The sequence below is a fragment of the Pseudoxanthomonas sp. JBR18 genome, from assembly GCF_028198165.1.
Lineage (GTDB): Bacteria > Pseudomonadota > Gammaproteobacteria > Xanthomonadales > Xanthomonadaceae > Pseudoxanthomonas_A.
In genome coordinates, this window is the sequence record NZ_CP116339.1 from 3,241,453 (window position 1) to 3,264,648 (window position 23,196).

18 protein-coding genes and 1 tRNA gene are annotated in these 23,196 nt (G+C 68.9%); 17 read left to right on the forward strand and 2 right to left on the reverse strand.

The features are described 5' to 3' along the window. Window positions 1-113: 113 nt before the first annotated feature. The 8 genes from PJ250_RS14625 to PJ250_RS14660 all read left to right on the forward strand — a co-directional run bounded on the left by PJ250_RS14625 (window position 114) and on the right by PJ250_RS14660 (window position 13,697). Entirely contained in the window at window positions 114-2,006 is a 1,893-nt protein-coding gene (locus PJ250_RS14625) for a FimV/HubP family polar landmark protein (RefSeq protein WP_333909483.1), read from the forward strand. 23 nt (window positions 2,007-2,029) lie between these two features. Beyond that, window positions 2,030-2,821 (forward strand): tRNA pseudouridine(38-40) synthase TruA, encoded by a 792-nt coding sequence (gene truA, locus PJ250_RS14630; protein WP_271645303.1) that lies wholly within the window; start codon window positions 2,030-2,032, stop codon window positions 2,819-2,821. Between the two features lie 55 nt (window positions 2,822-2,876). Then, window positions 2,877-3,500, forward strand: a complete 624-nt coding sequence (locus PJ250_RS14635; RefSeq protein ID WP_271645304.1) for a phosphoribosylanthranilate isomerase — start codon at window positions 2,877-2,879, stop codon at window positions 3,498-3,500. 152 nt (window positions 3,501-3,652) lie between these two features. Beyond that, the gene (locus PJ250_RS14640; RefSeq protein WP_271645305.1) at window positions 3,653-4,330 is read left to right on the forward strand and encodes a hypothetical protein; all 678 of its coding nucleotides are present in this window, start codon (window positions 3,653-3,655) and stop codon (window positions 4,328-4,330) included. Between the two features lie 13 nt (window positions 4,331-4,343). Then, window positions 4,344-6,365 carry a flotillin family protein gene (locus PJ250_RS14645; RefSeq protein ID WP_271645306.1) on the forward strand — a complete coding sequence of 674 codons (2,022 nt, stop codon included), beginning with the start codon at window positions 4,344-4,346 and terminating at the stop codon, window positions 6,363-6,365. Window positions 6,366-6,475: 110 nt separating this feature from the next. Continuing rightward, complete coding sequence (locus PJ250_RS14650; RefSeq protein ID WP_271645307.1) at window positions 6,476-11,815, forward strand: DNA repair ATPase; 5,340 nt, start codon at window positions 6,476-6,478, stop codon at window positions 11,813-11,815. 101 nt (window positions 11,816-11,916) lie between these two features. Continuing rightward, window positions 11,917-12,591 (forward strand): hypothetical protein, encoded by a 675-nt coding sequence (locus tag PJ250_RS14655; RefSeq protein ID WP_271645308.1) that lies wholly within the window; start codon window positions 11,917-11,919, stop codon window positions 12,589-12,591. Then, entirely contained in the window at window positions 12,588-13,697 is a 1,110-nt protein-coding gene (locus PJ250_RS14660) for a toxic anion resistance protein (protein ID WP_271645309.1), read from the forward strand. The genes PJ250_RS14655 and PJ250_RS14660 overlap by 4 nt, the downstream gene beginning before the upstream one ends. A gap of 17 nt (window positions 13,698-13,714) precedes the next feature. Here PJ250_RS14660 and PJ250_RS14665 read toward each other — a convergent pair whose 3' ends face one another. Beyond that, window positions 13,715-14,608 (reverse strand): LysR family transcriptional regulator, encoded by an 894-nt coding sequence (locus PJ250_RS14665; RefSeq protein ID WP_271645310.1) that lies wholly within the window; start codon window positions 14,606-14,608, stop codon window positions 13,715-13,717. A 96-nt stretch (window positions 14,609-14,704) separates the two neighbouring features. Between PJ250_RS14665 and trpB the strand changes: the two genes are divergently transcribed. From trpB to PJ250_RS14695, 6 genes are all read left to right on the forward strand, one after another. Next, entirely contained in the window at window positions 14,705-15,922 is a 1,218-nt protein-coding gene (gene trpB / locus PJ250_RS14670; protein ID WP_271645311.1) for a tryptophan synthase subunit beta, read from the forward strand. Between the two features lie 21 nt (window positions 15,923-15,943). Then, window positions 15,944-16,315 carry a DUF3144 domain-containing protein gene (locus PJ250_RS14675; RefSeq protein WP_271645312.1) on the forward strand — a complete coding sequence of 124 codons (372 nt, stop codon included), beginning with the start codon at window positions 15,944-15,946 and terminating at the stop codon, window positions 16,313-16,315. Then, the gene (trpA, locus tag PJ250_RS14680; RefSeq protein WP_271645313.1) at window positions 16,312-17,124 is read left to right on the forward strand and encodes a tryptophan synthase subunit alpha; all 813 of its coding nucleotides are present in this window, start codon (window positions 16,312-16,314) and stop codon (window positions 17,122-17,124) included. Before PJ250_RS14675 ends, trpA begins: the two co-directional genes overlap by 4 nt. 56 nt (window positions 17,125-17,180) lie before the next feature. After that, window positions 17,181-18,071, forward strand: coding sequence for an acetyl-CoA carboxylase, carboxyltransferase subunit beta (gene accD, locus PJ250_RS14685; RefSeq protein WP_271645314.1), 891 nt, complete (start codon window positions 17,181-17,183; stop codon window positions 18,069-18,071). Continuing rightward, window positions 18,071-19,438 carry a phosphoglucosamine mutase gene (gene glmM, locus PJ250_RS14690; RefSeq protein WP_271645315.1) on the forward strand — a complete coding sequence of 456 codons (1,368 nt, stop codon included), beginning with the start codon at window positions 18,071-18,073 and terminating at the stop codon, window positions 19,436-19,438. Before accD ends, glmM begins: the two co-directional genes overlap by 1 nt. 132 nt (window positions 19,439-19,570) lie before the next feature. Next, a complete protein-coding gene (locus tag PJ250_RS14695) occupies window positions 19,571-20,521 on the forward strand; it encodes an isopenicillin N synthase family dioxygenase (protein WP_271645316.1) in 951 nt (316 codons plus the stop codon). An 18-nt stretch (window positions 20,522-20,539) separates the two neighbouring features. Here PJ250_RS14695 and PJ250_RS14700 read toward each other — a convergent pair whose 3' ends face one another. After that, window positions 20,540-21,346, reverse strand: a complete 807-nt coding sequence (locus PJ250_RS14700; RefSeq protein WP_271645317.1) for an SDR family NAD(P)-dependent oxidoreductase — start codon at window positions 21,344-21,346, stop codon at window positions 20,540-20,542. A 393-nt stretch (window positions 21,347-21,739) separates the two neighbouring features. On the opposite strand from PJ250_RS14700, the gene tpiA reads away from it, so the two are divergent. From tpiA to PJ250_RS14715, 3 genes are all read left to right on the forward strand, one after another. Further along, window positions 21,740-22,492, forward strand: coding sequence for a triose-phosphate isomerase (gene tpiA / locus PJ250_RS14705; RefSeq protein ID WP_271645318.1), 753 nt, complete (start codon window positions 21,740-21,742; stop codon window positions 22,490-22,492). A 67-nt stretch (window positions 22,493-22,559) separates the two neighbouring features. Next, window positions 22,560-23,003 carry a preprotein translocase subunit SecG gene (gene secG / locus PJ250_RS14710; protein ID WP_271648662.1) on the forward strand — a complete coding sequence of 148 codons (444 nt, stop codon included), beginning with the start codon at window positions 22,560-22,562 and terminating at the stop codon, window positions 23,001-23,003. 48 nt (window positions 23,004-23,051) lie between these two features. Further along, window positions 23,052-23,136, forward strand: a tRNA-Leu gene (locus PJ250_RS14715). Window positions 23,137-23,196: the final 60 nt, after the last annotated feature.

A 23,196-nucleotide genomic window follows, 5' to 3' on the forward strand; every position in this document is an offset into this window, starting at 1 on the left:
GGGGATCGGGACGTCCGTTCACAGCGGTGGATCGGTCCGTGTCCTGGGCCCGGGATTTCAACCTCCCGGGCCTGTACCGCTATAGTCGCGGCGTGAAATCGCAGGGGACGTTCTTGAAACTGGCTCGATTCAAACCCGTCGCGCGGGCGGCGTTGGCCGTTGCATTGCTGGCCATCAGTGGCGCCGCCATGGCCCTGGGCCTGGGCGAGATCCGGGTGAAGTCCAAGCCTGGCGAGCCGCTCGTGGCCGAGATTCCGGTGATCTCCAGCGCCCCGGGCGAACTGGACCAGCTGCGTGCGCGGCTGGCCTCGCCGGTGATCTTCGAGCGGGTGGGCCTGCAACGTCCGTCCGGGCTGGTCAGCCAACTGGACTTCGCCGTGGCGCTGTCCGACGACGGCAAGCCGGTCATCCGGGTGACCAGCCAGGACCCGGTGCAGACGCCGGCAGTCAGCTTCCTGATCGAGGTGGACTGGGGCCAGGGCCGCCTGGTCCGCGAGTATTCCGCGCTGGTCGGTGCGCCCGGTTCGGTGGCGGCCGCGGGGCAGCCAACGATCCAGGCGCCCACGCCGGCGCCTTCCAGCCGGATCCAGCGTCCGACGCCTGCACCGGCGCCCGTGCAGGATGCGCCGGCGCCTGAAAGCACGACCGCATCTAACGCGCTTCCGCCGCCTAGGCCGTCCGCTGCGTCTGCACCTGCCGCAGCGCCGGTGTCCGGCAGCGTTCCGGAGACGGTCACCGTGCGCCAAGGCCAGGCCCTGTCGCAGATCGCGCGCGGGCTGGCGCAGGGCGGCACCCTGGACCAGACGATGATGGCCTTGCTGCAGGCCAATCCCGAGGCCTTCATCGGCGGCAACATCAATCGCGTGCGCAGTGGCGCGGTGTTGCGGGTGCCGCAGGCCGAACAGATCCAGGCCCTGGCCGCGGCCCAGGCCGCGGCGATGGTCCGGCAGCAGGTGTCCGACTGGCGCCAGGCGCGCCAGCCGATCCCGCAGCCGGCGAACGCGCTGGCCGAGCCGCCGGCGCCGGCCTCGGGGACGGCGCCCAAGGTGGCCGATGCACGACTTGAAATCGCACCGCCGGCGGCCGACGCCGCGCAGCGTGCAGGAACCACATCCGGCACCGATGCCGGAGGCGAGGGCGACATGCTGGCGAACGAACAACTGCGGCAGACCCGCGAGGACCTGGCCGCGCGCAATGCCGAGGTCCAGGAGCTCAAGGCCCAGGTGGCCGAACTGGAAAAGCTCAAGAGCCAACAGGCGCAGCTGCTGGCGATGAAGGACAGCGACCTGGCCGCCGCCCAGCAGCGCCTGGGGCAGGGCGCGCAGCCTGGGGTGCCGGTCTGGCTGTGGCTGGGCCTGGCCCTGGTGATCGTCGGCCTGGCCGCCTGGGTGCTCCTGCGCCGCCGGAGCGGGCCGCGTCCGGTGCCGGTCTACAAGGGGCCGCTGGTGGCGCCAGCCCCGGTCACGCCGCCGCCGCGCGAGGAAGTCGAGGCGTCGGTAGCGGGCGAGGCGGCGGACGCCCCGATCGCACCTGACCCGACGCCGGCCCCGCGCTACACCCCGAACTATGTCGACCCGACTCCGGTCGCGTCCCACGACGCGTCGCCTGCGCCGGCCGTTACTCCGACCTGGATGAGTCCGACGGCCAAGCCGACCTGGCACACGCCCAATGCCCCGCAACCGACGCTGGCGCAGATTGTGCCGGCATCGGCATCGGCATCGGCATCGGCGCCATCGTCATCGTCATCGTCATCGCCATCGCCCGCCGAGGCGCCGGTTACGGAAGCCGAGGTGGCACCGGCCGTAACGCCCGTCCAGACGCCGACGCCCGCGTCCACGCCCGCCGCCGCGCCGTCCGCAGGCGGGCGCGAGCGTCTGGAACTGGCCATCGCCTACCTCGACCTGGGCGATACCGAAGCCGCGCGTGCCCTGCTGGGCCAGGTGGCCGCCGGGGACGATCCGCAGGCCGCTGCCGAAGCCGCCCAGCTCCTGAACGAGCTGGGCTGAGCCCGCAGCAGGGGCCGCACGGGATGCGTTACGCGCTTGGCGTCGAGTACGACGGCGGCGACTTCCAGGGCTGGCAGCGGCTGGAGAAGCCTGGTGCGCCGGTGCATACACCCAGCGTGCAGTCCACGCTGGAAGCCGCCCTGTCGACCGTGGCCAACGCGCCGATCGACACGGTCTGCGCCGGACGCACCGATGCCGGCGTGCACGGCCAGTGCCAGGTCGTGCACTTCGAAACCGACGTCGAGCGCACCCCGCGCGGCTGGACCCTGGGCGCCACCGCCAACCTGCCACCCTCGATCTGCGTGCGCTGGTGCAGGCCGGTGGCCCCTGATTTCCACGCGCGCTTTTCCGCGCGCGCGCGGCGCTATCGCTACGTGCTGTTGAACCGCCCCGTGCGTCCGGCGCTCGGGCGCCAGTTGCTGTCCTGGGAGCGCCTGCCGCTGGATGCCGAGGCGATGCACCGGGCCGCACAGGCGCTGCTGGGCGAGAACGACTTCTCCGCGTTCCGCACCGTGCACTGCCAGGCCCGGCACCCGATGCGCGAACTGCAGGCCATCCAGGTCACCCGCCAGGGCGAACAGGTGATCGTCGAGGTACAGGCCAATGCGTTTCTGCATCACATGGTGCGCAACATCGTCGGCTCGCTGCTGGTCGTCGGGCGCGGCGAGCAGCCGGAAGGCTGGATCGCGCGCCTGCTCGCCGGCCGCGACCGCACCGTGGCCGGCCCGACTGCACCCCCGCAGGGACTGGTCTTTGTTGGCCCGCTGTACGAGGCGCACTGGGGCCTGCCGGTGGAAGTCACGCTCGCCGGCTGAGCGAGGTGGTGCGCTGCCCGCTTAGACTGGCGACCCGCTGACCGCCAGGTTTCCCATGCAGACGCGCATCAAGTTTTGCGGCATGACCCGTCCCCAGGACGTGCGCCTGGCGGTGGAACTGGGCGTGGACTACATCGGCCTGATCTTCGCGCGCAGCCCGCGCAGGCTTTCGATCGAGCAGGCGTGCGAACTACGCGCGCTGATTCCCGACAGCATCGGCGCGGTCGCGCTGGTCATGGATCCGGGCGTGGAGGAGGTCGCGGCGATCGTCGAACACGTCCGCCCGGACCTGCTGCAGTTCCATGGTGGCGAGTCCGACGGTTTTGCCGCGGCGTCCGGGGTGCCTTTCCTCAAGGCCCTGCCGATGGGCGGGACGCTGCAGGCGGAGGCCGCCATGCAGGCCTACCCCTCGGCGTGGGGTTTCGTGCTCGACAGCCATGTGCCCGGAGGCACCGGTGGCAGCGGCAAGACCTTCGACTGGGCGCGCTACCCGCGCGCGGCCGGGCGCCCCTGCCTGCTGGCCGGCGGCCTGACCGCCGACACCGTCGGCAACGCGGTGCGCAGTGCGCGCCCTTGGGGCGTGGATGTCGCCAGCGGCATCGAGTCGGCCCCTGGCCACAAGGACCCGGAGGCGATGCAGCGCTTCGTGCAGGCCGTGCGCGAGGCCGATGCCGGCTGAGGTCGCGTGCCGCGCGTTGCCACCGCTGCCCATCGGCTGGAATAATCGGGGACGTGTCGCGCCAGGCTGGCGCAGCGACAAGGGGTCGCTCGGGGAAGGCACGCAGGACACCACGCGTGGCGCGAACCGCGCGGGGCAGGGGAATCGAAGGAATGTTGGAGTTTCTGTCTGTCGCGTTGAGCTGGCCCACGTTGCCGTACAGCATAGTGCTGGGCTTCTCGGTCGCGTACTGGCTGCTGGCCGCCACGGGCATCGTCGATGCCGATGGCCTGCACGGCGGCGATGTGCATCACGCCGACCTCCATCTGGATGGCGACCACGCGCTGCATGGCGTCTCGGGGATGTTCGCCCGCCTGGGCCTGGGCGGCGCGCCGGTGATGCTGGTGGTGGCGCTGGTCGCCTTCTTTGGCTGGACGGTCACCTATTTTGGCCACCTGTTCTTCCTCCAGCATGTCGGTCCCGCGCTGCGCTGGGGGCTGGGGGCGCTGCTCGCGCTGGCGGCGCTGATCCCGGGCGTGGCTGCCAGCGCCCTGGTGCTGCGGCCGATCCGGCGCCTGTTGCTCAAGCTGCGTCCCGTCGAGCAGGCCGCCACCCTCGGTCGCGCCGGCGTGGTGGTGTCGCCGCGCGTCGATGCGGCGTCCGGTCGCGCCAGCGTCGATGACGGTGGTGCCGGCCTGCTGCTGCAGGTGCGCACCGCGCCCGGCCAGGAACTCGCACGGGGAGACCGTGTGCTGCTGGTGGACTACGACGCCACCCACAACCATTACCACGTCGTCCGTGAGTCGGACGCGCTGTTGCCTGCTGCGTCGGATACGCGGCATCTGCCCTGAGGAGAAGTACCAGATGAGTTTTGCCACCCTTGCCCCGTTCGTGATCGGCGTCGGCATCCTGCTGGTGCTGCTGCTGGGCATCGCCGGCCTGTTCAAGGCCTTCTACCGCAAGGTCGACCAGGGCGTGGCCCTGATCGTCAATGACATGAGCGCCACGCCCAAGGTGCATTTCACCGGCGCGCTCATCATTCCGGTGCTCTATCGCGCCGAGCAGATGCAGATCAGCCTGATCACCCTGCAGGTGGACCGCCGTGGCAAGGAAGGCCTGATCTGCCGTGACAACATGCGCGCGGACATCGCCGTGGCCTTCTACCTGCGCGTCAACGAGACCCAGGCCGACGTGCTGCGAGTGGCCAAGGCCATCGGTGCCGACCGGGCCTCGGACAAGGACGCGGTCGATGAGCTGTTCAACGCCAAGTTCTCCGAGGCGCTCAAGACGGTCGGCAAGAAGTTCGACTTCACCGAACTGTTCGAGAAGCGCCAGGAGTTCCGCGATGAGATCGTCGCGGTGATCGGCAACGACCTCAACGGCTATGTGCTCGAAGACGTGGCCATCGATTACCTGGAGCAGACACCCAAGGCGCTGCTGGATCCGTACAACATCCTGGACGCCGAGGGCATCCGCAAGATCACCGAGCTGACCGCTGCGCAGAACGTGGTGACGAACGAGCTGGAGCAGAACGAGCGCCTGGCCATCACCAAAAAGAACGTCGAGGCGCGCGAAGCGACCCTGGCGCTGGAGCGGCAGCAGGCCGAGGCCGAGGCCCGCCAGAAGCGCGAGGTGGAGACCATCCGCGCGCGCGAGGAGGCCGAGACGCTCAAGGTGCAGGAGGAGCAGCGCCAGCTGGCCGAGAACGCGCGCATCGAAGCGCAGCAGCTGATCGACATCCGCGAGCAGAACCGCCTGCGCGAGGTCGAGGTCGCCGAGCAGAACCGCCAGCGTGCGGTCGCCATCGAGGCCGAGCGCGTGGCCCGGGCGCGCGCGCTTGAGCAGGTCACTACCGATCGCGAGGTCCAGCTGCAGGGCGTGGAGCGCGACAAGGTCGTGGAGAACGGCAAGATGGACGTGGCCAACATCACCCGCGAGCGCATCGCCATCGACAAGACCGTGGCCCAGGAAGAAGAGCGCATCAAGGAGGTGCGCGAGGTCTCCGAGGCCGACCGCCAGAAGCAGGTCACCATCCTGGAAGCCGAAGCCAAGGCGCAGGAGCTGCTGGTGCGCCAGGTCAAGGAAGCGCAGGCCCGCGAGACGGCGGCCAAGCATCGTGCCGTGGAGCTGACCACTCTGGCCCAGGCCGAGTTCGAAGCCGCCGGCCGCCAGGCCGAGGCCAAGAAGGTCCTGGCCGACGGCATCCGCGCCGAGCAGGCCGCCCCCGGTCTGGCCGACGCCCAGGTCAAGGAGGCCTCCGCACTGGCCATCGAGAAGGTCGGCGTGGCCGAGGCGCGCGTGATCGAGGCCAAGGCCGAGGCCAACCTCAAGCAGGGCACCACCGAGGCACGCGTGCTGGCGCAGACCCTGGAAGCCCGGGCGCAGGGCGAGGAGCAGATGGGCAAGGCCAAGGCCAGCGCCACCGAATCGCTGGGCCTGGCCGAGGCCAGCGTGGTGGAGAAGAAGCTCTTCGCCGAGGCCCAGGGCCTGACCCGCAAGTTCGAGGCCATCGGCTCGCTCAGCGACACCGCGCGCGGCCACGAGGAGTTCCGCATGATGCTGGACACCAGCCTCAAGCAGGCCCTGGCGTCCATCGACGCCGGTCGCGAAGTGTCCAAGGAAAACGCCGAGGTCATCGCCACCGCGCTGCGCAACGCCGACATCGACCTGGTGGGCGGCGATGGCGGCATGTTCGACAACCTCATCAAGGCCGTCTCGCTGGGCAAGTCGATCGAGGGACTGGCCGACAAGAGCCCAATCGTGCAGGACCTGATGCAGCGTTACCTGGGGGTGCAGCGTCCCGGGGCACCGGCGCGTTCCCTGGGCAACGGCGTTGGCGATGCCGATAAGGGCGCTGCGCACGGCGTCTCGCTGGACAACGCCTGATCGCGCGGGTGATGACCACGCACCAGAGTGGATGCGTGTCGCCGTGATCCCGCTAGGCCGCGCATCGGTACGCGGCCGCTGGCCCGCCTGACGCAAGGAACCGCTGCACCATGTCCGATCCGCACATCGCTCCCGAGACGCCCGAGCAGGGCCGCGCACAGGGCCAGGTTGATCAGGCCGTCGCCCGTGGCGGCGCCTACGAGGTCCTGCGCCGGCGCCTGAGCGAGCAAGGGGCGCGCCTGCGCCAGGTGGTCGATGGCCTCAATGCACGGCGCCTGGCCGAGTTCGGTGACAGCCGCCTGGAGGTCGCAGGCCGGTTCCGCATCCGCACCGAGAACAACTGCGTCGGCCGTGACGTGGTCCAGGTCGGCGCGGACATGCTGCTCTTTGGCTACAACGTGTTCATCGGGTTGAAGACTCAGACCCGGATCGAGGATGTGTTCGGCCTGTACCGGCTGGTCGAGGGAACCGAAGGCTACGATGTGGTGCCGGTGGCCGCAGCGGACAGCTTCCTGGGGCAGGCCGGCTTCGTCCACGACTTCACCGAGCTGTACGCCTACTACAAGCATGCCCGCCTGCTGCAGCTGATCGTGGAGGGCGGAAAGCTGCTGGCCGCCTTCCAGATCGGCGAGCGCAGTACCGATGTGCGTGTGTTCCGCTGGGCGATCGACAGCGACGGCACGCTGAGCTACCTGGACGCGCGCGGCGAGCGCGACATCGCGCTGCCGCCGCCGTTCGATTTCGAATGGACCCGGGCCACGCGCGAGCTGGCCGTCACCGGCCGCCACACGCATCTGAACATCCTCGACACGTTGTTCGTGGAAACCACCGGCGGAGACCTGACCATCAAGGTGGAGAACAACACCGAGACCGGGCAGGGCATCTACAGCGAACCGGTCGAGGACGCCACTCAGTCGCTTGACGATGCCCAGTTCGACTTTGCCCGGGTCGGCACGCTGGTCCTGCTCAAGGTGCTGCCCTATCGCGAGACCGCCTGGCGCGGAATGATCTACAACACCCTGACCGGGCACCTGGTGCGCAACGATGCCATCGTCCAGGCCTGCGTGCAGCTGCCCGAGGATCACGGCATCCTCTTCCCGGGCGGCTATTACCTGCAGGGCGGCGAGCACAAGGCCTTCGATGCCTCCATGGACGGGATGCAGTTCAAGCGGGCGATCCGCTCGCCCAACGGCGAGGACGTGCTCTACATCTTCTACGAACGCGAGGGCGGCCGGTCGGCGCTGTTCGTTTACAACACCATCCAGCGGGCGCTGCAGAACCCGGTGTTCGGGCACGGCTACGCGCTGCTGCAGGACGGGCGCATGGTGCTGTTCCACGCCGAGGGCGATCAACCCACGCGCATCCACCCGATGCAGGTGTGGCTGACGCCCTTCACCAGCGACGAGTTCGCCGCCGCGCGGCCGGCCAGCAACAGCTTCATGGGCCGGATCGGCAACGCCGAGCTGGTCCGGGGCATTTCCAATCTGCTGGGGCTGAGCCGCGATATCGAGGGTCGTGATGTCTCGGTGCAGCGTTACGAGCGCTTGGTGGGCGATGCGCGGCGTTTGTTCGATGCGCATCACTGGCTGGACGACGCGCATTGCGATGGTGCGGCCACGCTGCTGCGCGAGATCACCGCCACCGGCGAGTCGGTGCTGGACGAATACGAAAAGGTCCAGGCCATCCGCCAGCAGTCCGACCAGGCCATGGCCGAAGCGGTGTCCGCGCACAAGGCGCTGCTGGCCCGCCTGCAGCCGGAGAACTGGACGGCGGTGCAGGAATTCGTCGATGCGCTCAATGCCATCGGTGCTCAGCGTGGACACCTGCTGACCATTCGCGAATACCGCTACATCGACACCGACGCTATCGATGCCATGGCCGCTGCCTTGTCCGAGGCGCATGCGCGCGTGGGCGCGGCGACGGGTGCGTTTCTCGCCGGCGAGGCCGCGCTGGTGCCATTCAACGAACGCCTGGAGGCGATGGATGCCGGCGTACAGGCGGCGACCAGCGCGCGCCAGCTGGCCGAGCAGCTTGAAGCGATGCAGGCCATGTCGGCCGACCTGGACATGCTGTCCGAGCTGATGGCCGGCCTGAAGGTCGACGATGCCACCCAGCGCACGTTGGTGGTTGAGGCGATCTCGGCGATCTATGCGCGCCTCAACCAGGCCCGCGCGCGCGCCGAACAGCGGCGCAAGTCGCTGGGTTCGGCCGAAGCCGTGGCCCAGTTCGGCGCGCAGTTCGCATTGTTCGGCCAGGCCATCACCAGCGCGCTGTCGCTGGCCAGCGATCCCGAGCGCGCCGACGAGCAGCTCTCGCGACTGATGGTCCAGCTGGAGGAGCTGGAAAGTCAGTTCGGCGAACACGAGCAGTTCCTGGGCGACATCTTGGCCAAGCGCGAGGAACTGATCGAGGCGTTCGAGACCCACAAGCAGGCGCTGCTGGACGATCGCCAACGCAAGGCGCAAGCGGTGATGGACGCGGCCAGCCGCATCCTCGATGGCCTGGGCCGGCGCACCGAGCGCTTCACCAGCGCCGACGAGCTCAATGCCTTCTTCGCCGGCGATCCACTGATTCTCAAGCTGCGCGAACTGGCCGAGCGCCTGCGCGGCTATCGCGACAGCGTCAAGGCCGACGACATCGAGTCGCGGCTCAAGGCCACCCGCGACCAGGCCGTGCGTGCGCTGCGCGACCGCAGCGAGCTGTTCGAGGCCGGCGGCAACGTGGTCAGGCTGGGGCCGCGCCACCGCTTCAGCGTCAATACCCAGCCGCTGGACCTGACCATCCTGTCGCGTGGCGATGCGCTGGCCCTGCACCTGACCGGCACCGATTTCCTCGAGCCGATCGACGACCCAGCGCTGGCACCGCTGCAGCCCTACTGGCAGGTGGCGCTGGATTCCGAATCCCCGGCGCTGTATCGCGGCGAATACCTGGCCGGCAGCGTGCTTGAAGCTGCGCTCGGCGGCCACGATGGCCTGGACCTGGCCACGCTGGCGCACCAGGCGGCCGAACCGGACGCGCTGGCCAAGGTGGTGCGCGACTTCGCCGCGCCGCGCTATCGCGAAGGCTACGAGCGCGGCATCCACGACCATGACGCCACCGCCATCCTGCGCGCGCTGCTGCCGCTCTACCAGGCGGCCGGTGTGCTGGTGCATGCGCCGCTGCCGCGCGCGCTGGCCTGGCTGTTCTGGGCCACGCACCAGCGCCGGGCCGATGTCATGCACTGGGTCTCGCGACAAGCGGGCGCCGATGCCATCGCTCGCCTGTTCGGATCGCAAGCCGGTGTCGAAGCGCTGCAGGCCGAGATGACCGAGGCCCTGGCCGGATTTATCGAGACGCAGGGCTTGCCGTTCGATGCGGCCGTGTCGTCTGCCGCCGCCGCGTACCTGGCCGCAGAGCTAGGCCAGGGCGAGCCGACGTTCGCGGTGAGCCGCTATGGGCGCGGCCTGGTCGAGGCCCTGCACGCGCGTCTCGACCAGGCTGGGCTGCGCGAGGAGGTTGAACGCGCCTTGGCCCAGCCTGATGCCAGCCTGTCCGCGCGCTGGTCGCTGGCGGTGCAATGGCTGGACGGCCTGTGCCGCGATCCGCAGTTCGCCGCCCAGGCCGGCTACGTGGGCGAGGCAGCGGCGCTGCTGCTGGTTGGGGCCTCGCTGCGCACCCGGCCGGTCGAGCTGGCCATGATGACCACGGTCGAAGGCCTGATCGGCGAGCACCCGCGTGTGGTCGAGGGGCGGCTGGTGCTGTCGGTCGACGATTTCCTCGGTCGCATGCGCCAGCACCGCGCCGTGTTCGTACCCGGCTTCCAGCGTTACCAGGCCGTGCGCCAGCAGATCGTCTCGCGTGAACGCGAGAGCCTGCGCCTGTCCGAGTTCAGGGCCCGGCCGTTGTCCTCGTTCGTGCGCAACAAGCTCATCAACGAGGTCTACCTGCCGCTGATCGGCGACAACCTAGCCAAGCAGATGGGCACGGTGGGCGAGGACAAGCGCAGCGACCTGATGGGTCTGCTGATGATGATCTCGCCGCCGGGTTACGGCAAAACCACGCTGATGGAATACGTGGCCAGTCGCCTGGGCCTGGTCTTCATGAAGATCAACGGGCCGGCGCTGGGCCACCAGGTGCGCTCGCTGGATCCGGCGCAAGCGCCGGATGCCACCTCGCGCCAGGAGCTGGAAAAGCTCAACCTCGCGCTGGAGATGGGCAACAACACCATGCTGTATGTCGACGACATCCAGCACACCCATCCCGAGTTCCTGCAGAAGTTCATCTCACTGTGCGACGGCACCCGCCGCATCGAAGGGGTGTGGAAGGGCCGCACCCGCACCTACGACATGCGTGGCAAGAAGTTCTGCGTGGTCATGGCCGGCAATCCGTACACCGAGTCCGGCGAGGTCTTCAAGATCCCGGACATGCTGGCCAACCGCGCAGACATCTACAACCTGGGCGATGTGCTGGGCGGCATGGAAGATGCTTTCACCCTGAGCTACATCGAGAACAGCCTGACCTCCAACGCGGTGCTCGCGCCGCTGGCCACGCGCGACATGGCCGATCTGTATCTGCTGGTCGACCGGGCGCGCGGCAAGGAGGTCTCCACCAATGCGTTGAGTCACGCCTACAGCGGCGCTGAAGTGAACGAGATCGTCGCGACACTGCAGCGACTGCTGCAGGTGCGCGACGTGGTCTATCGCGTCAACCAGCAGTACATCGCCAGTGCCGCGCAGGACGATCGCTATCGCACCGAACCGCCGTTCCGCCTGCAGGGCAGCTACCGCAACATGAACAAGCTGGCCGAGAAAGTCTCGCCGGTCATGAATGCCGCCGAGCTGCAGCAGCTGATCTCCGACCACTATCTGGGCGAGGCGCAGCTGCTGACCACTGGCGCGGAAGAGAACCTGCTCAAGCTGGCCGAGCTGCGCGGGGTGCTGGACGAGGCCGGCGCCGCGCGCTGGGAACAGATCAAACGCGACTTCCTGCGCAACAAGGCGATGGGTGCGGACGATGCCGATGTCGGTGGTCGCGTGGTGGCCCAGCTGGCCGATATCGCCGGCGGATTGGCGGGTCTGCGACCTGGGGCTGCGGAAAAGGTGGTGGATACGGGCAACCAGGCGCCCTGGCCGGCGGTGCTCGAGCTGCTCCAGCAGGTGGCTCAGGCGCGCGCGCAGGTGCCACCGAGCGACGCGCTGGTCCAGCTGCCGGCCACGCTGAGAGCGGCAATCGAGCCGCTGCTGCAGGTGGTGCAGGTAACCCAGCAGGCCCAGGCCCAGGCGAACGTTGCGCTGGCGAACCTGGCCGAGCTCGCGCGTGAGCAGGCACGAGCGCCAGCCGAACCGCCGGCACGTGCTCGAAGGGCCCGGTCGCCGGAGGAGCGACGCCTGGACGAAGCCCTGATCCGGCACTTCTATGGCGAAGCCGCCCCTGAATCGGCCGATCCCAACGAGGACGCGCCGGCCTCGTGAACACATACGACGGCCCGCGGCTTCCCATGCCACCGGACGTGCCCTGCCCATCGGGAGATGTTGCTGCTGCGGCGGCGTATGGGCAGCCGGTGCTGGAGGCCATGGCCGCCGTCCCGGTGCCGCCGATGGCCGATGCCATGGCGGCGCTGGTGGCCGTGTTGGAACAGCTGCGCCTGGGCCTGCAGGCGGTGAGCCCCGGCGCGATCCGCCGTCGCAGTGGTTTCATTGGGCGTCTTCTCGGCCGTGACGTCGAGGCGCAGGTCCAGGCCGAAGCGCTCGCTGCCCGGCTGGGGGTGCTGATGCTGCAGGCCGATCGCCACGCTGCTGCGCTCCGGCATCAGGTGGTCGCATGCGGGCAGGCCTGCGCCGAAGGAGAGGGCGCCGCCAGCGCGCTGGATGCCTGGGTGCGGGCGGGCACGTTGCAGCTCGGCGCGAGCGGGGACGGTGCGACGTGGCAGCAGGCGTTGTCGGTGCGTCTGGACCATCTGCGCCGACTCGCCGTTCTGCGGCGCCTCGATGCGGCGCAAGCGCAGCTGCTCGGCAGTCAGGCCGAGGAGCTGCTGGCTCGTCACCAGCGCATCCGAGACACCTTGTTGCCCGCCTGGCGCCAGCAGGCCCTGTCAGGCTCTCTGGCAAAGGTGCCCGACCAATTGCGTCGCGCTGAGAACACCGCTGGCGACATCGCCCGTGAGGTGGCCGCCATGCAGGCTAGACTGCCGGCGATGCGCGTGACGGGCGCCAGCACCGACACGCATAACGAAGGAGACGTGCAATGACCCAGGATTCGCCCAACATGCCGCTGCCGACTGCCGCGGCGCCGACGAAGGCCGCCACGCTGGACCCGGCCACGCTCAGCGCCCTCGGGCTGACGCCGGCCGACCAAGGCCGCATCGAGGAGATCGCAAGTGGGCTGGACGACCTCAGCCCGGGCAACTTGCACGTCTTCGGGCGCGAGGCCGCCGGCAAGACCGCCGCGTTCTCCACCCAGTTGCTCGACCAGGTCCGCAATCGCGACCTGGAGGCTACGGGCGACAAGCTGGGCGAAGTCGTGCGGATCGCCCGTTCGCTCAAGCTCGACGGGCTGGACGAGCGCTCGCGCGTCCCCGTCATTGGCGGGTTGATCGATCGCCTACGTGCCTCCAAGGGCGAACTGGTGCAGCAGTTCAGCGATACCAACCGTCAGATCGAGCAACTCCTGGGCGACGTCGGTGTGCAGCAGGCGCTGCTGTCCCAGCGGGTAGGTGAGTTCGACCGCATGCATGCCATTGTCTTGGAAGAGCGCCATGCGCTGGGACTGCACGTGGCCGCGGGCAAGCTCCGCCTCGCCCAACTGGCAACCGAACAACAGGCATTGGCCGGCCAGGAGGACCCGCAGGCACGCACACGCCGCAACGAGCTGGACAACGCCGTGCGCTTGCTCGATAAGCGGGTCGGTGACCTGACGGTGATGCAGCATGCCGCCGACCAGTCGCTGCCAATGATCCGGCTGATCCAGGCAAACGCCATCCAGCTGATCGAGAAGTTCAACGCCGTACGCGACATCACCATTCCCTCGTGGAAGCGCCAGTTCGCCATCCAGCTCTCACTCAGCGAACAGAAGAACGCGGTGGCGCTGTCCAATGCCATCGACGATGCGACCAACGAGATCATGCGGCGCAACGCCGACCTGATGCGCCAGACCTCGGTTGAGACAGCCAAGGCCAACCAGCGTGCGGTCATCGATGTGGCGACCCTGCGCCACGTGCACGAGCAGTTGATCGCCACCGTCGAAGAGGTGCGCAGCGTGCACCGCGAGGGCATGCAGCAGCGCCAGCAGGCCGAGGTGGAGCTGGCTCGCCTGCGCGAGGACGTGCAGCAGCGCTTGGCGGCGCCGACCGCTTGAACGCGCGCGCCGCTTGATTAGGCAGCGGGCGCCAGTTCCGCCCGGATCCATTCGGCCAGGGCCAGCAGGCGTGCATCGGGTGTGCGGCGTGCGCTGCACAGCGCCCAGTGTCCGGCGGTGGGGGTAAAGCCCCACGGCGCTACCAGGCGGCCGCTGGCCAGGTCGTCGGCAACCAGCGGTTGTGGGGCGATCGCGACGCCCAGGCCGGACGCGGCGGCTTCCAGCAGGTAGTACAGATGCGGGAAGGCCTCGCCCAGTTGCAGGGCCTGCGGGTCCAGCCCGTGGGCCAGCGCCCACTGCGGCCAGGCCTGTGGACGCGAGGTGGTGTGCAGCAGCGGTTCGCCCAGCAGGGCAGACGGGGGCGCGTGCTGTAACCGGGGCAAGTGGGGATGGCGCGCACCGATCACCGGGCCGATCGCTTCGCCGGCCAGTTCCAGCACCTGCCAATCCGGCGGCCAGGGGGCCTGGCCGAGCAGTAGCAGGGCATCGACATCGGCCAGGGCGCGCCCCGGCGATTCCTGGGCGGAGAAGTGCAGGCGCACGCCGGGCAGGGCGTGCTGCATCCGCTCCAGGCGCGGGATCACCCAGCGCGCCAGCACGCTGGCGGAGCAGCCCAGCACCAAGGTGTCGCCGGCCGCGCCGCGCTGCAGCTCGCCCCAGGCCTGGCCGAGCTGGGCGAACGCCTGACCACAGGCATCCCGCAGGCGGCGTCCGGCCGGGGTCAGGACCAGTCCGCGTCCGACCCGGTCGAACAGGGGCTGTCCTAGGGCTTCCTCCAGCGCGCGGACCTGGCGACTGACCGCGCCATGGGTGACGTGCAGCGCCTCGGCCGCGCGGCTCATGCTTTCCAGTCGCGCGGCCGCCTCGAAGGCGCGCAGGGCCCCCAGCGAGGGCAGGGCGAAGGTTTTCATATGTGAGTTTTTCTGACAGTTCGCTGCGATCTTATCGCTATTGCCCCTGGCGACGCTGGGCTAGGATGGCCGCCTTCGCTTCAGACCGGTGCCGCCATGTCGACCTCGCCCATCCGTGACTTTCATGCCTTCCCGGACCCTGCCGGCCACTACGGCCGCCACGGCGGCCGCTTCGTCGCCGAGACCCTGATCGGCCCGCTGGAGGAACTGGCCGCCGCCTACGATGCTGCCCGCGCCGACCCGGCCTTCATCGCCGAATACGATCGTGACCTGGCCCACTACGTCGGCCGTCCCAGCCCGATCTATCACGCCGAGCGACTGAGCCGCGAGGTGGGCGGCGCGCAGATCCTGCTCAAGCGCGAGGACCTCAACCACACCGGCGCGCACAAGATCAACAACACCATCGGCCAGGCTCTGCTGGCCGCGCGCATGGGCAAGACGCGGATCATCGCCGAGACCGGCGCCGGCCAGCACGGCGTGGCCAGCGCCACGGTGGCCGCGCGCCTGGGCCTGGAGTGCGTGGTCTACATGGGCGCCACCGACATCGAGCGGCAGAAGATCAACGTCTACCGCATGCGCCTGCTGGGTGCGACGGTGGTGCCGGTGACCAGTGGTTCGGCCACGCTCAAGGACGCGCTCAACGAGGCCATGCGCGACTGGGTCACCAACGTGGCCGACACCTTCTACATCATCGGCACCGTGGCCGGCCCGGACCCGTATCCGCGCATGGTCCGTGACTTCAACGCTATCGTCGGTCGCGAGGCGCGCGTGCAGATGCTGGATCAGTATGGCCGCCTGCCCGATGCGATCACCGCCTGCGTGGGTGGGGGCAGCAATGCGATCGGCATCTTCCATGCGTTCCTCAACGATGCAGGCGTGAAGCTCTACGGCGCCGAGGCCGCCGGCGACGGCATCGAGACCGGCCGCCATGCCGCCTCGATCGCCGCCGGCCGCGTCGGGGTGCTGCACGGCAACCGCACCTACGTGATCTGCGACGACGACGGCCAGATCATCGAGACCCATTCGATCTCCGCCGGCCTGGACTATCCCGGTGTGGGTCCGGAGCACGCCTTCCTGGCTGATTCGGGCCGCGCGCAGTACCTGGGCATCACCGACGACGAGGCGCTGGCCGCCTTTCACACGCTGGCCCGCACCGAAGGCATCCTGGCCGCGCTGGAATCCAGCCACGCAGTCGCCCAGGCGATCAAGCTGGCGCGCGAACTGCCCAGGGATCAACTGGTGCTGTGCAATCTTTCCGGGCGCGGCGACAAGGATGTCCATACCATCGCCGCCCACGACAACATCCAACTCTGAACGCCCGACAGGACCCGCACCATGGCAGATGACACCCAGACCACCCCGCCGCAGGGCGCGCAGGCAGCGCCGCAGCTCGATCCGGCGTTCTTCGACGTGGTCAACAAGTTCGTGCAGTTGGCCAACCGCCAGGGCGGCATCCACGGCGCCCAGCGCGCCAGCTACGCCGCGCTGCACGGCGTGGCCCGCTACAACTGCCACGCCTACCTGAGCGTGGAGCGCGATGTGCCGGGGACCCGCGCGGCATTCCTGGACTACATGAGCGGGCTGTACCGCAAGCTGCTCAACGAGCACCTCGACGCGCTGGGCACCGAGCACGGCGTCGACGTCGGCGTGTCCGAACTGACCTATGCCGCGCCCGCGGACGCTGGCGCCCGGGACGCCGCCGAATGAACCGGCTCGAAGGCAAGTTCGAAGCGCTCAAGGCCTCCGGGCGCAAGGCACTGGTGCCCTTTGTGACCGCTGGCGACCCTTCGCTGGAGGCCACTGTGCCGGTGATGCGCGCCCTGGTCGAAGCCGGCGCCGACGTGATCGAGCTGGGCGTGCCGTTCTCCGATCCGATGGCCGATGGGCCGACCATCCAGCGCAGCTCAGAGCGCGCGCTGGCGCGCGGGGCCGGGCTGCGCTTCGTGCTGGAGGCGGTCAACGCCTTCCGCCAGATCGACGCGACCACGCCGGTGGTGTTGATGGGATATCTGAATCCGGTCGAGATCCATGGGACGCAGCGCTTCGCCCGCGAGGCCGCGGCCGCCGGCGTGGACGGCGTCCTGTTGGTCGACCTGCCTCCGGAAGAGGCCGGCGATACCCTGGCGGTGTTCGAGCCGTACCGTCTGAAGCTGATTTCGCTGGCCGCCCCGACCACCTCCGATGCGCGCATGGATCTGCTGTGCGAACAGGCGCAGGGGTATCTGTATTACGTCAGTTTCGCCGGCGTGACCGGGGCCTCCGACCGCCTGGACACGCAGGCCGCGGGGCAGCGCTTGCAGGCGTTGCGGTCGCGGTCGCGGGTGCCGGTGGTGGCGGGCTTTGGCATCCGCGACGCCGCCAGTGCGGCGGCCATGGCGGTCCAGGCCGATGGCGTGGTGGTCGGCAGCGCCCTGGTTGGCGCGATCGCCGAAGCCGACAGCCCGGTCCGGGCAGCTGAACTGGCGGGGAACTTCCTGCGCCCGCTGCGTGAGGCGCTGGATCGGGGGCTGGGCTAAACTGCCGCGCTTGATCCCGCGCCACCGGGCGCGCCAATGCAGGTTTTCAAACACGCATGAGCTGGCTCAGCAAATTGATGCCCTCGGGCATCCGCACCGACGCAGCGACCCGCACCCCCAAGCGCAGCGTTCCCGAAGGCTTGTGGGAAAAGTGCGACAACTGCGGCGCGGTGCTGTACCGGCCCGAGCTTGAGGAAAACCTGGAGGTCTGCCCGAAGTGCAACCACCACATGGCCATCCGCGCCCGCGCCCGCCTGGCGGCCCTGTTCGATGCCGGCTCCACCCGTGAGCTGGGCGCCAGCCTGGGCCCGACCGATGTGCTCAAGTTCCGGGACCAGAAGCGCTATGCCGATCGCATCAAGGCCGCGCAGAAGTCCACCGGCGAGCGCGATGCGCTGATCACCCTGCAGGGTCAGGTCAAGGGCAACGCCATGGTGGCCAGTGCCTTCGACTTCGCCTACATGGGCGGCTCGATGGGCTCGGTGGTCGGCGAGCGTTTCGCCCTGGGTGCCGAAAAAGCGCTGGAGTTGGGTTGCCCGTTCGTGTGCTTCTCCGCCTCGGGCGGCGCGCGCATGCAGGAGAGCCTGTTCTCGCTACTGCAGATGGCCAAGACCTCCGCGGCGCTGGGGCGGCTGCGCGCGGCCGGCCTGCCGTACATCTCCGTGCTGACCCATCCGACCACCGGTGGCGTATCGGCCAGCTTTGCGATGCTGGGCGACATCAACATCGGCGAGCCCAAGGCGCTGATCGGCTTCGCCGGCCCGCGCGTGATCGAGCAGACCGTGCGCGAGAAGCTGCCCGAAGGCTTCCAGCGCTCCGAGTTCCTGCTCGAGCACGGCGCCATCGACCAGATCTGCGATCGTCGTGAGCTGCGCGACCGCCTGGCCGACCTGTGCGCGATGATGATGAAGCAGCCCAGGCCCGCCAGCGACGCCGAGGCTGCCTGATGTCCCAGGCCAGCCGGAAGTACTTCGGCACCGACGGCATCCGCGGGCGCGTCGGCCAGGGACCGATCTCGGCCGATTTCATGCTGCGCCTGGGCAACGCCTACGGCCATGCCCTGGCCGCGCGCGTACGTCGCGCCGGGGCGGGCAAGCCGGTGGTGATCATCGGCAAGGACACACGCATCTCCAACTACATGTTCGAGGCTGCGCTGGAAGCCGGGCTGGTCGCCGCCGGCGTGGACGTGCAGCTGATGGGGCCGATGCCCACGCCCGCGGTGTCACACCTGACCCGCGCGCTGCGCGCCTCCGGCGGGATCGTGATTTCCGCCTCGCACAATCCGCACCATGACAACGGCATCAAGTTCTTCTCCGCCGAGGGCGAGAAGCTCGACGACGCCACCGAGCTGGCGATCGAGGCCGCGCTGGAACAGCCGTTCCGCACCGTGGCCTCCGAGCAGCTGGGCAAGGCCGTGCGCACCCGCGATGCGGTCGGGCGCTACGTGGAGAGCTGCAAGAATTCGATCCCGCGCGAGTTCGACCTGACCGGCATGAAGATCGTGGTGGACTGCGCCAATGGCGCGACCTACCAGGTCGCACCGATCGTGCTGCGCGAACTGGGCGCGCGCGTCGAAGTGATCGGCGATGCGCCCAACGGCCTGAACATCAACGACGGCGTCGGGTCCACCCACCCGGAGCATCTGGCCAAGCGCGTGGTGCTGTCCGGTGCGGACTTGGGGATCGCCTTCGATGGCGATGGCGATCGGGTGCTGTTCGTCGACGGGCGCGGCGAAGTGGTCGATGGCGACGGGCTGCTGTACGTGCTGGCCAGCGACTGGAAGGCCTCCGGTCGCCTGCGCGGAGCGGTGGTCGGCACGCTGATGACCAACTACGGGCTGGAAAAGGCATTGGGCGAGCAGGGCATCGATTTCATCCGCGCCAAGGTGGGCGATCGCTACGTGCACCAGGCCCTGGTCGATGGCGATGGCGTGCTGGGCGGGGAAGCCTCGGGCCACATCCTGTGCCTGGACCGCGCCAACACCGGCGACGGCATCGTCAGCGCGCTGCAGGTGCTGGAAGTCCTGCACCGGACGGGCCGCCGCCTGGATCAGGCGCTGGCCAACCTGACCATGCTGCCGCAAAAGACCACCAACGTGCGTCTCGACGGCGTGGCCGCCAAGGCGGTGGTGGAGGCGCCTGCCGTCCAGGCGGCGCTGAAGGATGCGCAGGCGGCGGTCGCCGGGCGCGGGCGCGCGTTCCTGCGCCCGTCCGGCACCGAGCCGGTGGTCCGAGTCACGGTGGAAGCCGACGACGACGCGCTGATGCAGTCCACGCTCGAAGCGCTGGCCGAGGCGGTGCGTGCCGCGGCATGAAAAAGTGCTGATCGCCCTGGGCGTGATCGTCATCAAGGCGCTCACGCTCTGGGGGCTGTACCTGCTGCTGCGCTAGGCGAGCGCCGGGGCGATAAACTAGACGGCCATGTTCGCCGTCACCGGTTTTCGCCCATGAGCGCCATTCCCACCCTCGATATCGCCCGTTTCATCACGCCGACCAGCGCCGCCGACCGGGCCGCGTTCGTGGCCGAGTTGGGGGCCGCCTATCGCGAGTGGGGCTTTGCTGGCATCCGCAATCACGGCATTGCGCAGGCCGATATCGATGCGGCCTATGAGGTGTTCAAGAATTTCTTCGCGCTGCCGGACGAGGCCAAGCTGAAGTACCGCGTGCCCGGCATCGGCGGCGCGCGCGGCTATACCGCCTTTGGCGTGGAGACGGCCAAGGATTCCAAGCATTTCGACCTCAAGGAGTTCTGGCACGTCGGCCGCGAGATCCCCGCCGACTCGCAGTACGCCGACTTCATGCCGCCCAACCTGTGGCCGGACGAAGTGCCTAACTTCCGCGAGCATGCCTACGGCCTGTACCAGAAGCTCGATGCCCTGGGCAGCCAGGTGCTGGCCGCGCTGGCCCTGCATATCGGTTTGCCGGAGGACTACTTCGTCGACAAGACCAACTCGGGTAATTCGATCCTGCGGCCGATCCACTATCCGCCGATCACCAGCGAGGACATCCCCAACGTGCGCGCCGGTGCGCACGAGGACATCAACCTGATCACGCTGCTGGTCGGGGCCAGCGCCGCGGGCCTGGAAGTGAAGTCCAAGCAGGGCCAGTGGGTGCCGTTCACCAGCGATGCGGACACCATCGTGGTCAACATCGGCGACATGCTGCAGCGCCTGACCAACCACGTGTATCCCTCGACCACGCACCGGGTGACCAATCCGCCGGGCGAGGAAGCGCGCAAGCCGCGTTACTCGGTGCCGTTCTTCCTGCACCCCAATCCGGATTTCCTGATCGACGTGCTGCCCTCGACGATCACCCCGGACAATCCCAAGCGCTATGCCGAGCCGATCACCGCCCAGGGCTACCTGGAAGAGCGCCTGCGCGAGATCAAACTGAAGTAAGCGGCATCGCGCGCAGGCTCATGCCTGCGCGCGCACCTTGCGGGAGCTGCGTGCCATCAGTTTCAACAGCAAGGCCTGCGGCAGGTGGCGCACCACCCGGTACAGCCAGCGGTAGCGCCAGCCCGGGATGACCAGCACCTGGCCGCGCTCGACGCCGTCGATGCCGGCACGCACGACCTCCTCGGCGGTCAACCAGATCCAGCCGGGCATGCGCGACATCTGCTCGCGGGTGCCGGTGACATCGTGGAACTCCGACCAGGTGAAGCCCGGACACAGGGCGCAGACGTGCAGGCCGCGGTCGGCGTATTCCAGCGCCAGCGATTCGCTCATCGCCACCAGCCAGGCCTTGGCGGGGGCGTAGAGGGTCTGCCCGTCCGCACCCGGCACCAAGGCCGCGAACGAGGCCACGTTGATAACGTGTCCAGCACCGCTGTCCAGCAGGTCCGGCAGCACCCGCCAGGTCAGCTCGCACAGCGAGGTCACCATCAGCTGCACGAAGCGTGCATGGGTGGCCCAGTCGCGGGTGAGGTAGCGTCCCGGCACGCCGTAGCCGGCGTTGTTCACCAGGATGCGCACTGACAGCCCGCGGCGCTGGATTTCCGCGTGGAGGCGGGCGGGTGCGGCCGGGTCCTCCAGATTCTCGGCAATGACCTGGACGTCCACCTGCGCGCCCAGTTCTGCGGCCAGCGCCTGGAGCCGGTCGAGCCGGCGTGCGGTGAGGATCAGCGGGACGCCGGCGGCAGCGTACTGACGGGCGAACTCGGCCCCGATCCCGCTGGATGCACCAGTGATCAGGGCGTAGCCCCTGGCGGATCGGGATGGCATCGTGACGGTCTCGGCGGGAGCGGGTAACCAGTGTGCCTGAGCCCGTCCGCTTCCCGCAGGCGCCATGAAGACCGCAGCCACGGCGGTGTGTGCCGCGGGCGTGCGCTCGTCGATGTGCCTGATTGGTGGGGAATTTCCGCGAGGTCACCGTGCTGGTTGCCGGCCGTGCGGTGCCGCTGTCCCCCAGCAGTCATCCGGGAGCGGGGCGGTCGCCACTCGCGCGCCGCCGATGCCGCAGACGCTGGCGCGAAATCCGCACATGACCCGGACGCACGAACAGAGGTGCCTCCGCTTGCTGGCGGTCTGACCGGCGACTCGCGCAGCGGGGCATCCTCGCAGGGCCGCGACAGGGCGCACGGTATTCTGTCGTGCCCGAATCAGACAGGAGCTCCCATGCGCCGCAAGATCGTCGCTGGAAACTGGAAACTGCACGGCAGCCGCGGCTTCGCCACCCAATTGGTGGGCGAGGTGGTCCAGGCCCTTCCGCTTGAGGGCGTGGACGTGGTCGTCATGCCACCCCTGCCGTACCTGGGCGATCTGATCGAGGACTTCGAGGGCAAGGCGATCAGTTTCGGCGCTCAGGATGTCAGCCCCAACGAGAAGGGGGCCTACACCGGCGAGGTGTCCGCCTCGATGCTGGTGGATGTCGGGGCGCGCTACGGCCTGGTTGGCCATTCCGAGCGTCGCCAGTACCATCATGAGAGCAGCGAGCTGGTCGCCCGCAAGTTCCTGGCCGCCCGCAACGCTGGCCTGATGCCGGTGCTGTGTGTGGGCGAATCCCTGGAGCAGCGCGAAGCAGGGCAGACCGAAGCGGTGATCGCGTCCCAGCTCGAGCCGGTCCTGGCGCTGGTGGGCGTGGGCGGGTTCGATGGTGCCGTGGTGGCCTACGAGCCGGTCTGGGCCATCGGCACCGGGCGCACGGCGTCGCCGCAGCAGGCGCAGGAGGTGCACGCGTTCATCCGTGGCATTGTGGCCAAGCACGATGCTAGAATCGCCGATTCGCTGCCCCTGCTGTACGGCGGCAGCGTCAAGCCCGACAACGCTGCGGAACTGTTTGCCCAGTCCGATGTCGATGGAGGGCTGGTCGGAGGCGCCTCGCTGGTGGCCGACGACTTTCTGGCCATCGCCCGTGCGGCGGCCAGGTGACCAGATGACTTTGCGGCCTCGTCGACCTTGTCGGCGGGGTCTTTGACGAGATGCCAGATCCATGTCGATGTTGATGCTGATCCTGAATGTGGTCTACGTGCTGGTGGCGGTTGCCATCATCGGCCTGGTGCTGATGCAGCGCGGGACCGGTGCCCAGGCGGGCTCTGGCTTTGGCGCGGGTGCGTCGGGGACGGTGTTCGGTTCGCGTGGTGCTTCCAACTTCCTGTCCAAGAGCACCAAGTGGCTGGCCGTGGCCTTCTTCGCCATCAGCCTGTTCATGGCATGGAGCGCCTCGCGCACCTCGCACACCACCTCTGTTGAGCAGGATCTTGGCCTGATGTCCGAGCAGCCTGCCACGGCCGCGCCGGCGGCCCCGGGCGAAGTGGCGCCGTCGGCCAGCACGCCTCCGGCCACCCAGGCTCCGGCCGCCTCCGCCCCGGCGACATCGGCTCCGGCCGAGTCGACGCCTGCCACCGGTTCGCCGGAACAGGCTCCCACTCAGGGCCAGTGACACGTACAATGCCGCCCCGGCCAAACGCCGGTACGGTGTAGCAGCTTTGCCCAGGTGGCGGAATTGGTAGACGCACTACCTTGAGGTGGTAGCGACGAGAGTCGTAGGGGTTCGAGTCCCCTCTTGGGCACCATATCCAGATGCAGGATCACGCTAGGGCCCTCCGGGGCCCTTTCGCGTATGAAGGCGATTG

Excerpts from the sequence above, each read along its gene's own strand:
- truA (WP_271645303.1), top strand. The coding sequence starts at position 2,030 with ATGCGTTACGCGCTTGGCGTCGAGTACGACGGCGGCGACTTCCAGGGC.
- PJ250_RS14635 (WP_271645304.1), top strand. The coding sequence starts at position 2,877 with ATGCAGACGCGCATCAAGTTTTGCGGCATGACCCGTCCCCAGGACGTG.
- PJ250_RS14640 (WP_271645305.1), top strand. The coding sequence starts at position 3,653 with ATGTTGGAGTTTCTGTCTGTCGCGTTGAGCTGGCCCACGTTGCCGTAC.
- PJ250_RS14645 (WP_271645306.1), top strand. The coding sequence starts at position 4,344 with ATGAGTTTTGCCACCCTTGCCCCGTTCGTGATCGGCGTCGGCATCCTG.
- PJ250_RS14650 (WP_271645307.1), top strand. The coding sequence starts at position 6,476 with ATGTCCGATCCGCACATCGCTCCCGAGACGCCCGAGCAGGGCCGCGCA.
- PJ250_RS14655 (WP_271645308.1), top strand. The coding sequence starts at position 11,917 with ATGGCCGCCGTCCCGGTGCCGCCGATGGCCGATGCCATGGCGGCGCTG.
- PJ250_RS14660 (WP_271645309.1), top strand. The coding sequence starts at position 12,588 with ATGACCCAGGATTCGCCCAACATGCCGCTGCCGACTGCCGCGGCGCCG.
- PJ250_RS14665 (WP_271645310.1), bottom strand. The coding sequence starts at position 14,608 with ATGAAAACCTTCGCCCTGCCCTCGCTGGGGGCCCTGCGCGCCTTCGAG.
- trpB (WP_271645311.1), top strand. The coding sequence starts at position 14,705 with ATGTCGACCTCGCCCATCCGTGACTTTCATGCCTTCCCGGACCCTGCC.
- PJ250_RS14675 (WP_271645312.1), top strand. The coding sequence starts at position 15,944 with ATGGCAGATGACACCCAGACCACCCCGCCGCAGGGCGCGCAGGCAGCG.
- trpA (WP_271645313.1), top strand. The coding sequence starts at position 16,312 with ATGAACCGGCTCGAAGGCAAGTTCGAAGCGCTCAAGGCCTCCGGGCGC.
- accD (WP_271645314.1), top strand. The coding sequence starts at position 17,181 with ATGAGCTGGCTCAGCAAATTGATGCCCTCGGGCATCCGCACCGACGCA.
- glmM (WP_271645315.1), top strand. The coding sequence starts at position 18,071 with ATGTCCCAGGCCAGCCGGAAGTACTTCGGCACCGACGGCATCCGCGGG.
- PJ250_RS14695 (WP_271645316.1), top strand. The coding sequence starts at position 19,571 with ATGAGCGCCATTCCCACCCTCGATATCGCCCGTTTCATCACGCCGACC.
- PJ250_RS14700 (WP_271645317.1), bottom strand. The coding sequence starts at position 21,346 with ATGCCATCCCGATCCGCCAGGGGCTACGCCCTGATCACTGGTGCATCC.
- tpiA (WP_271645318.1), top strand. The coding sequence starts at position 21,740 with ATGCGCCGCAAGATCGTCGCTGGAAACTGGAAACTGCACGGCAGCCGC.
- secG (WP_271648662.1), top strand. The coding sequence starts at position 22,560 with ATGTTGATGCTGATCCTGAATGTGGTCTACGTGCTGGTGGCGGTTGCC.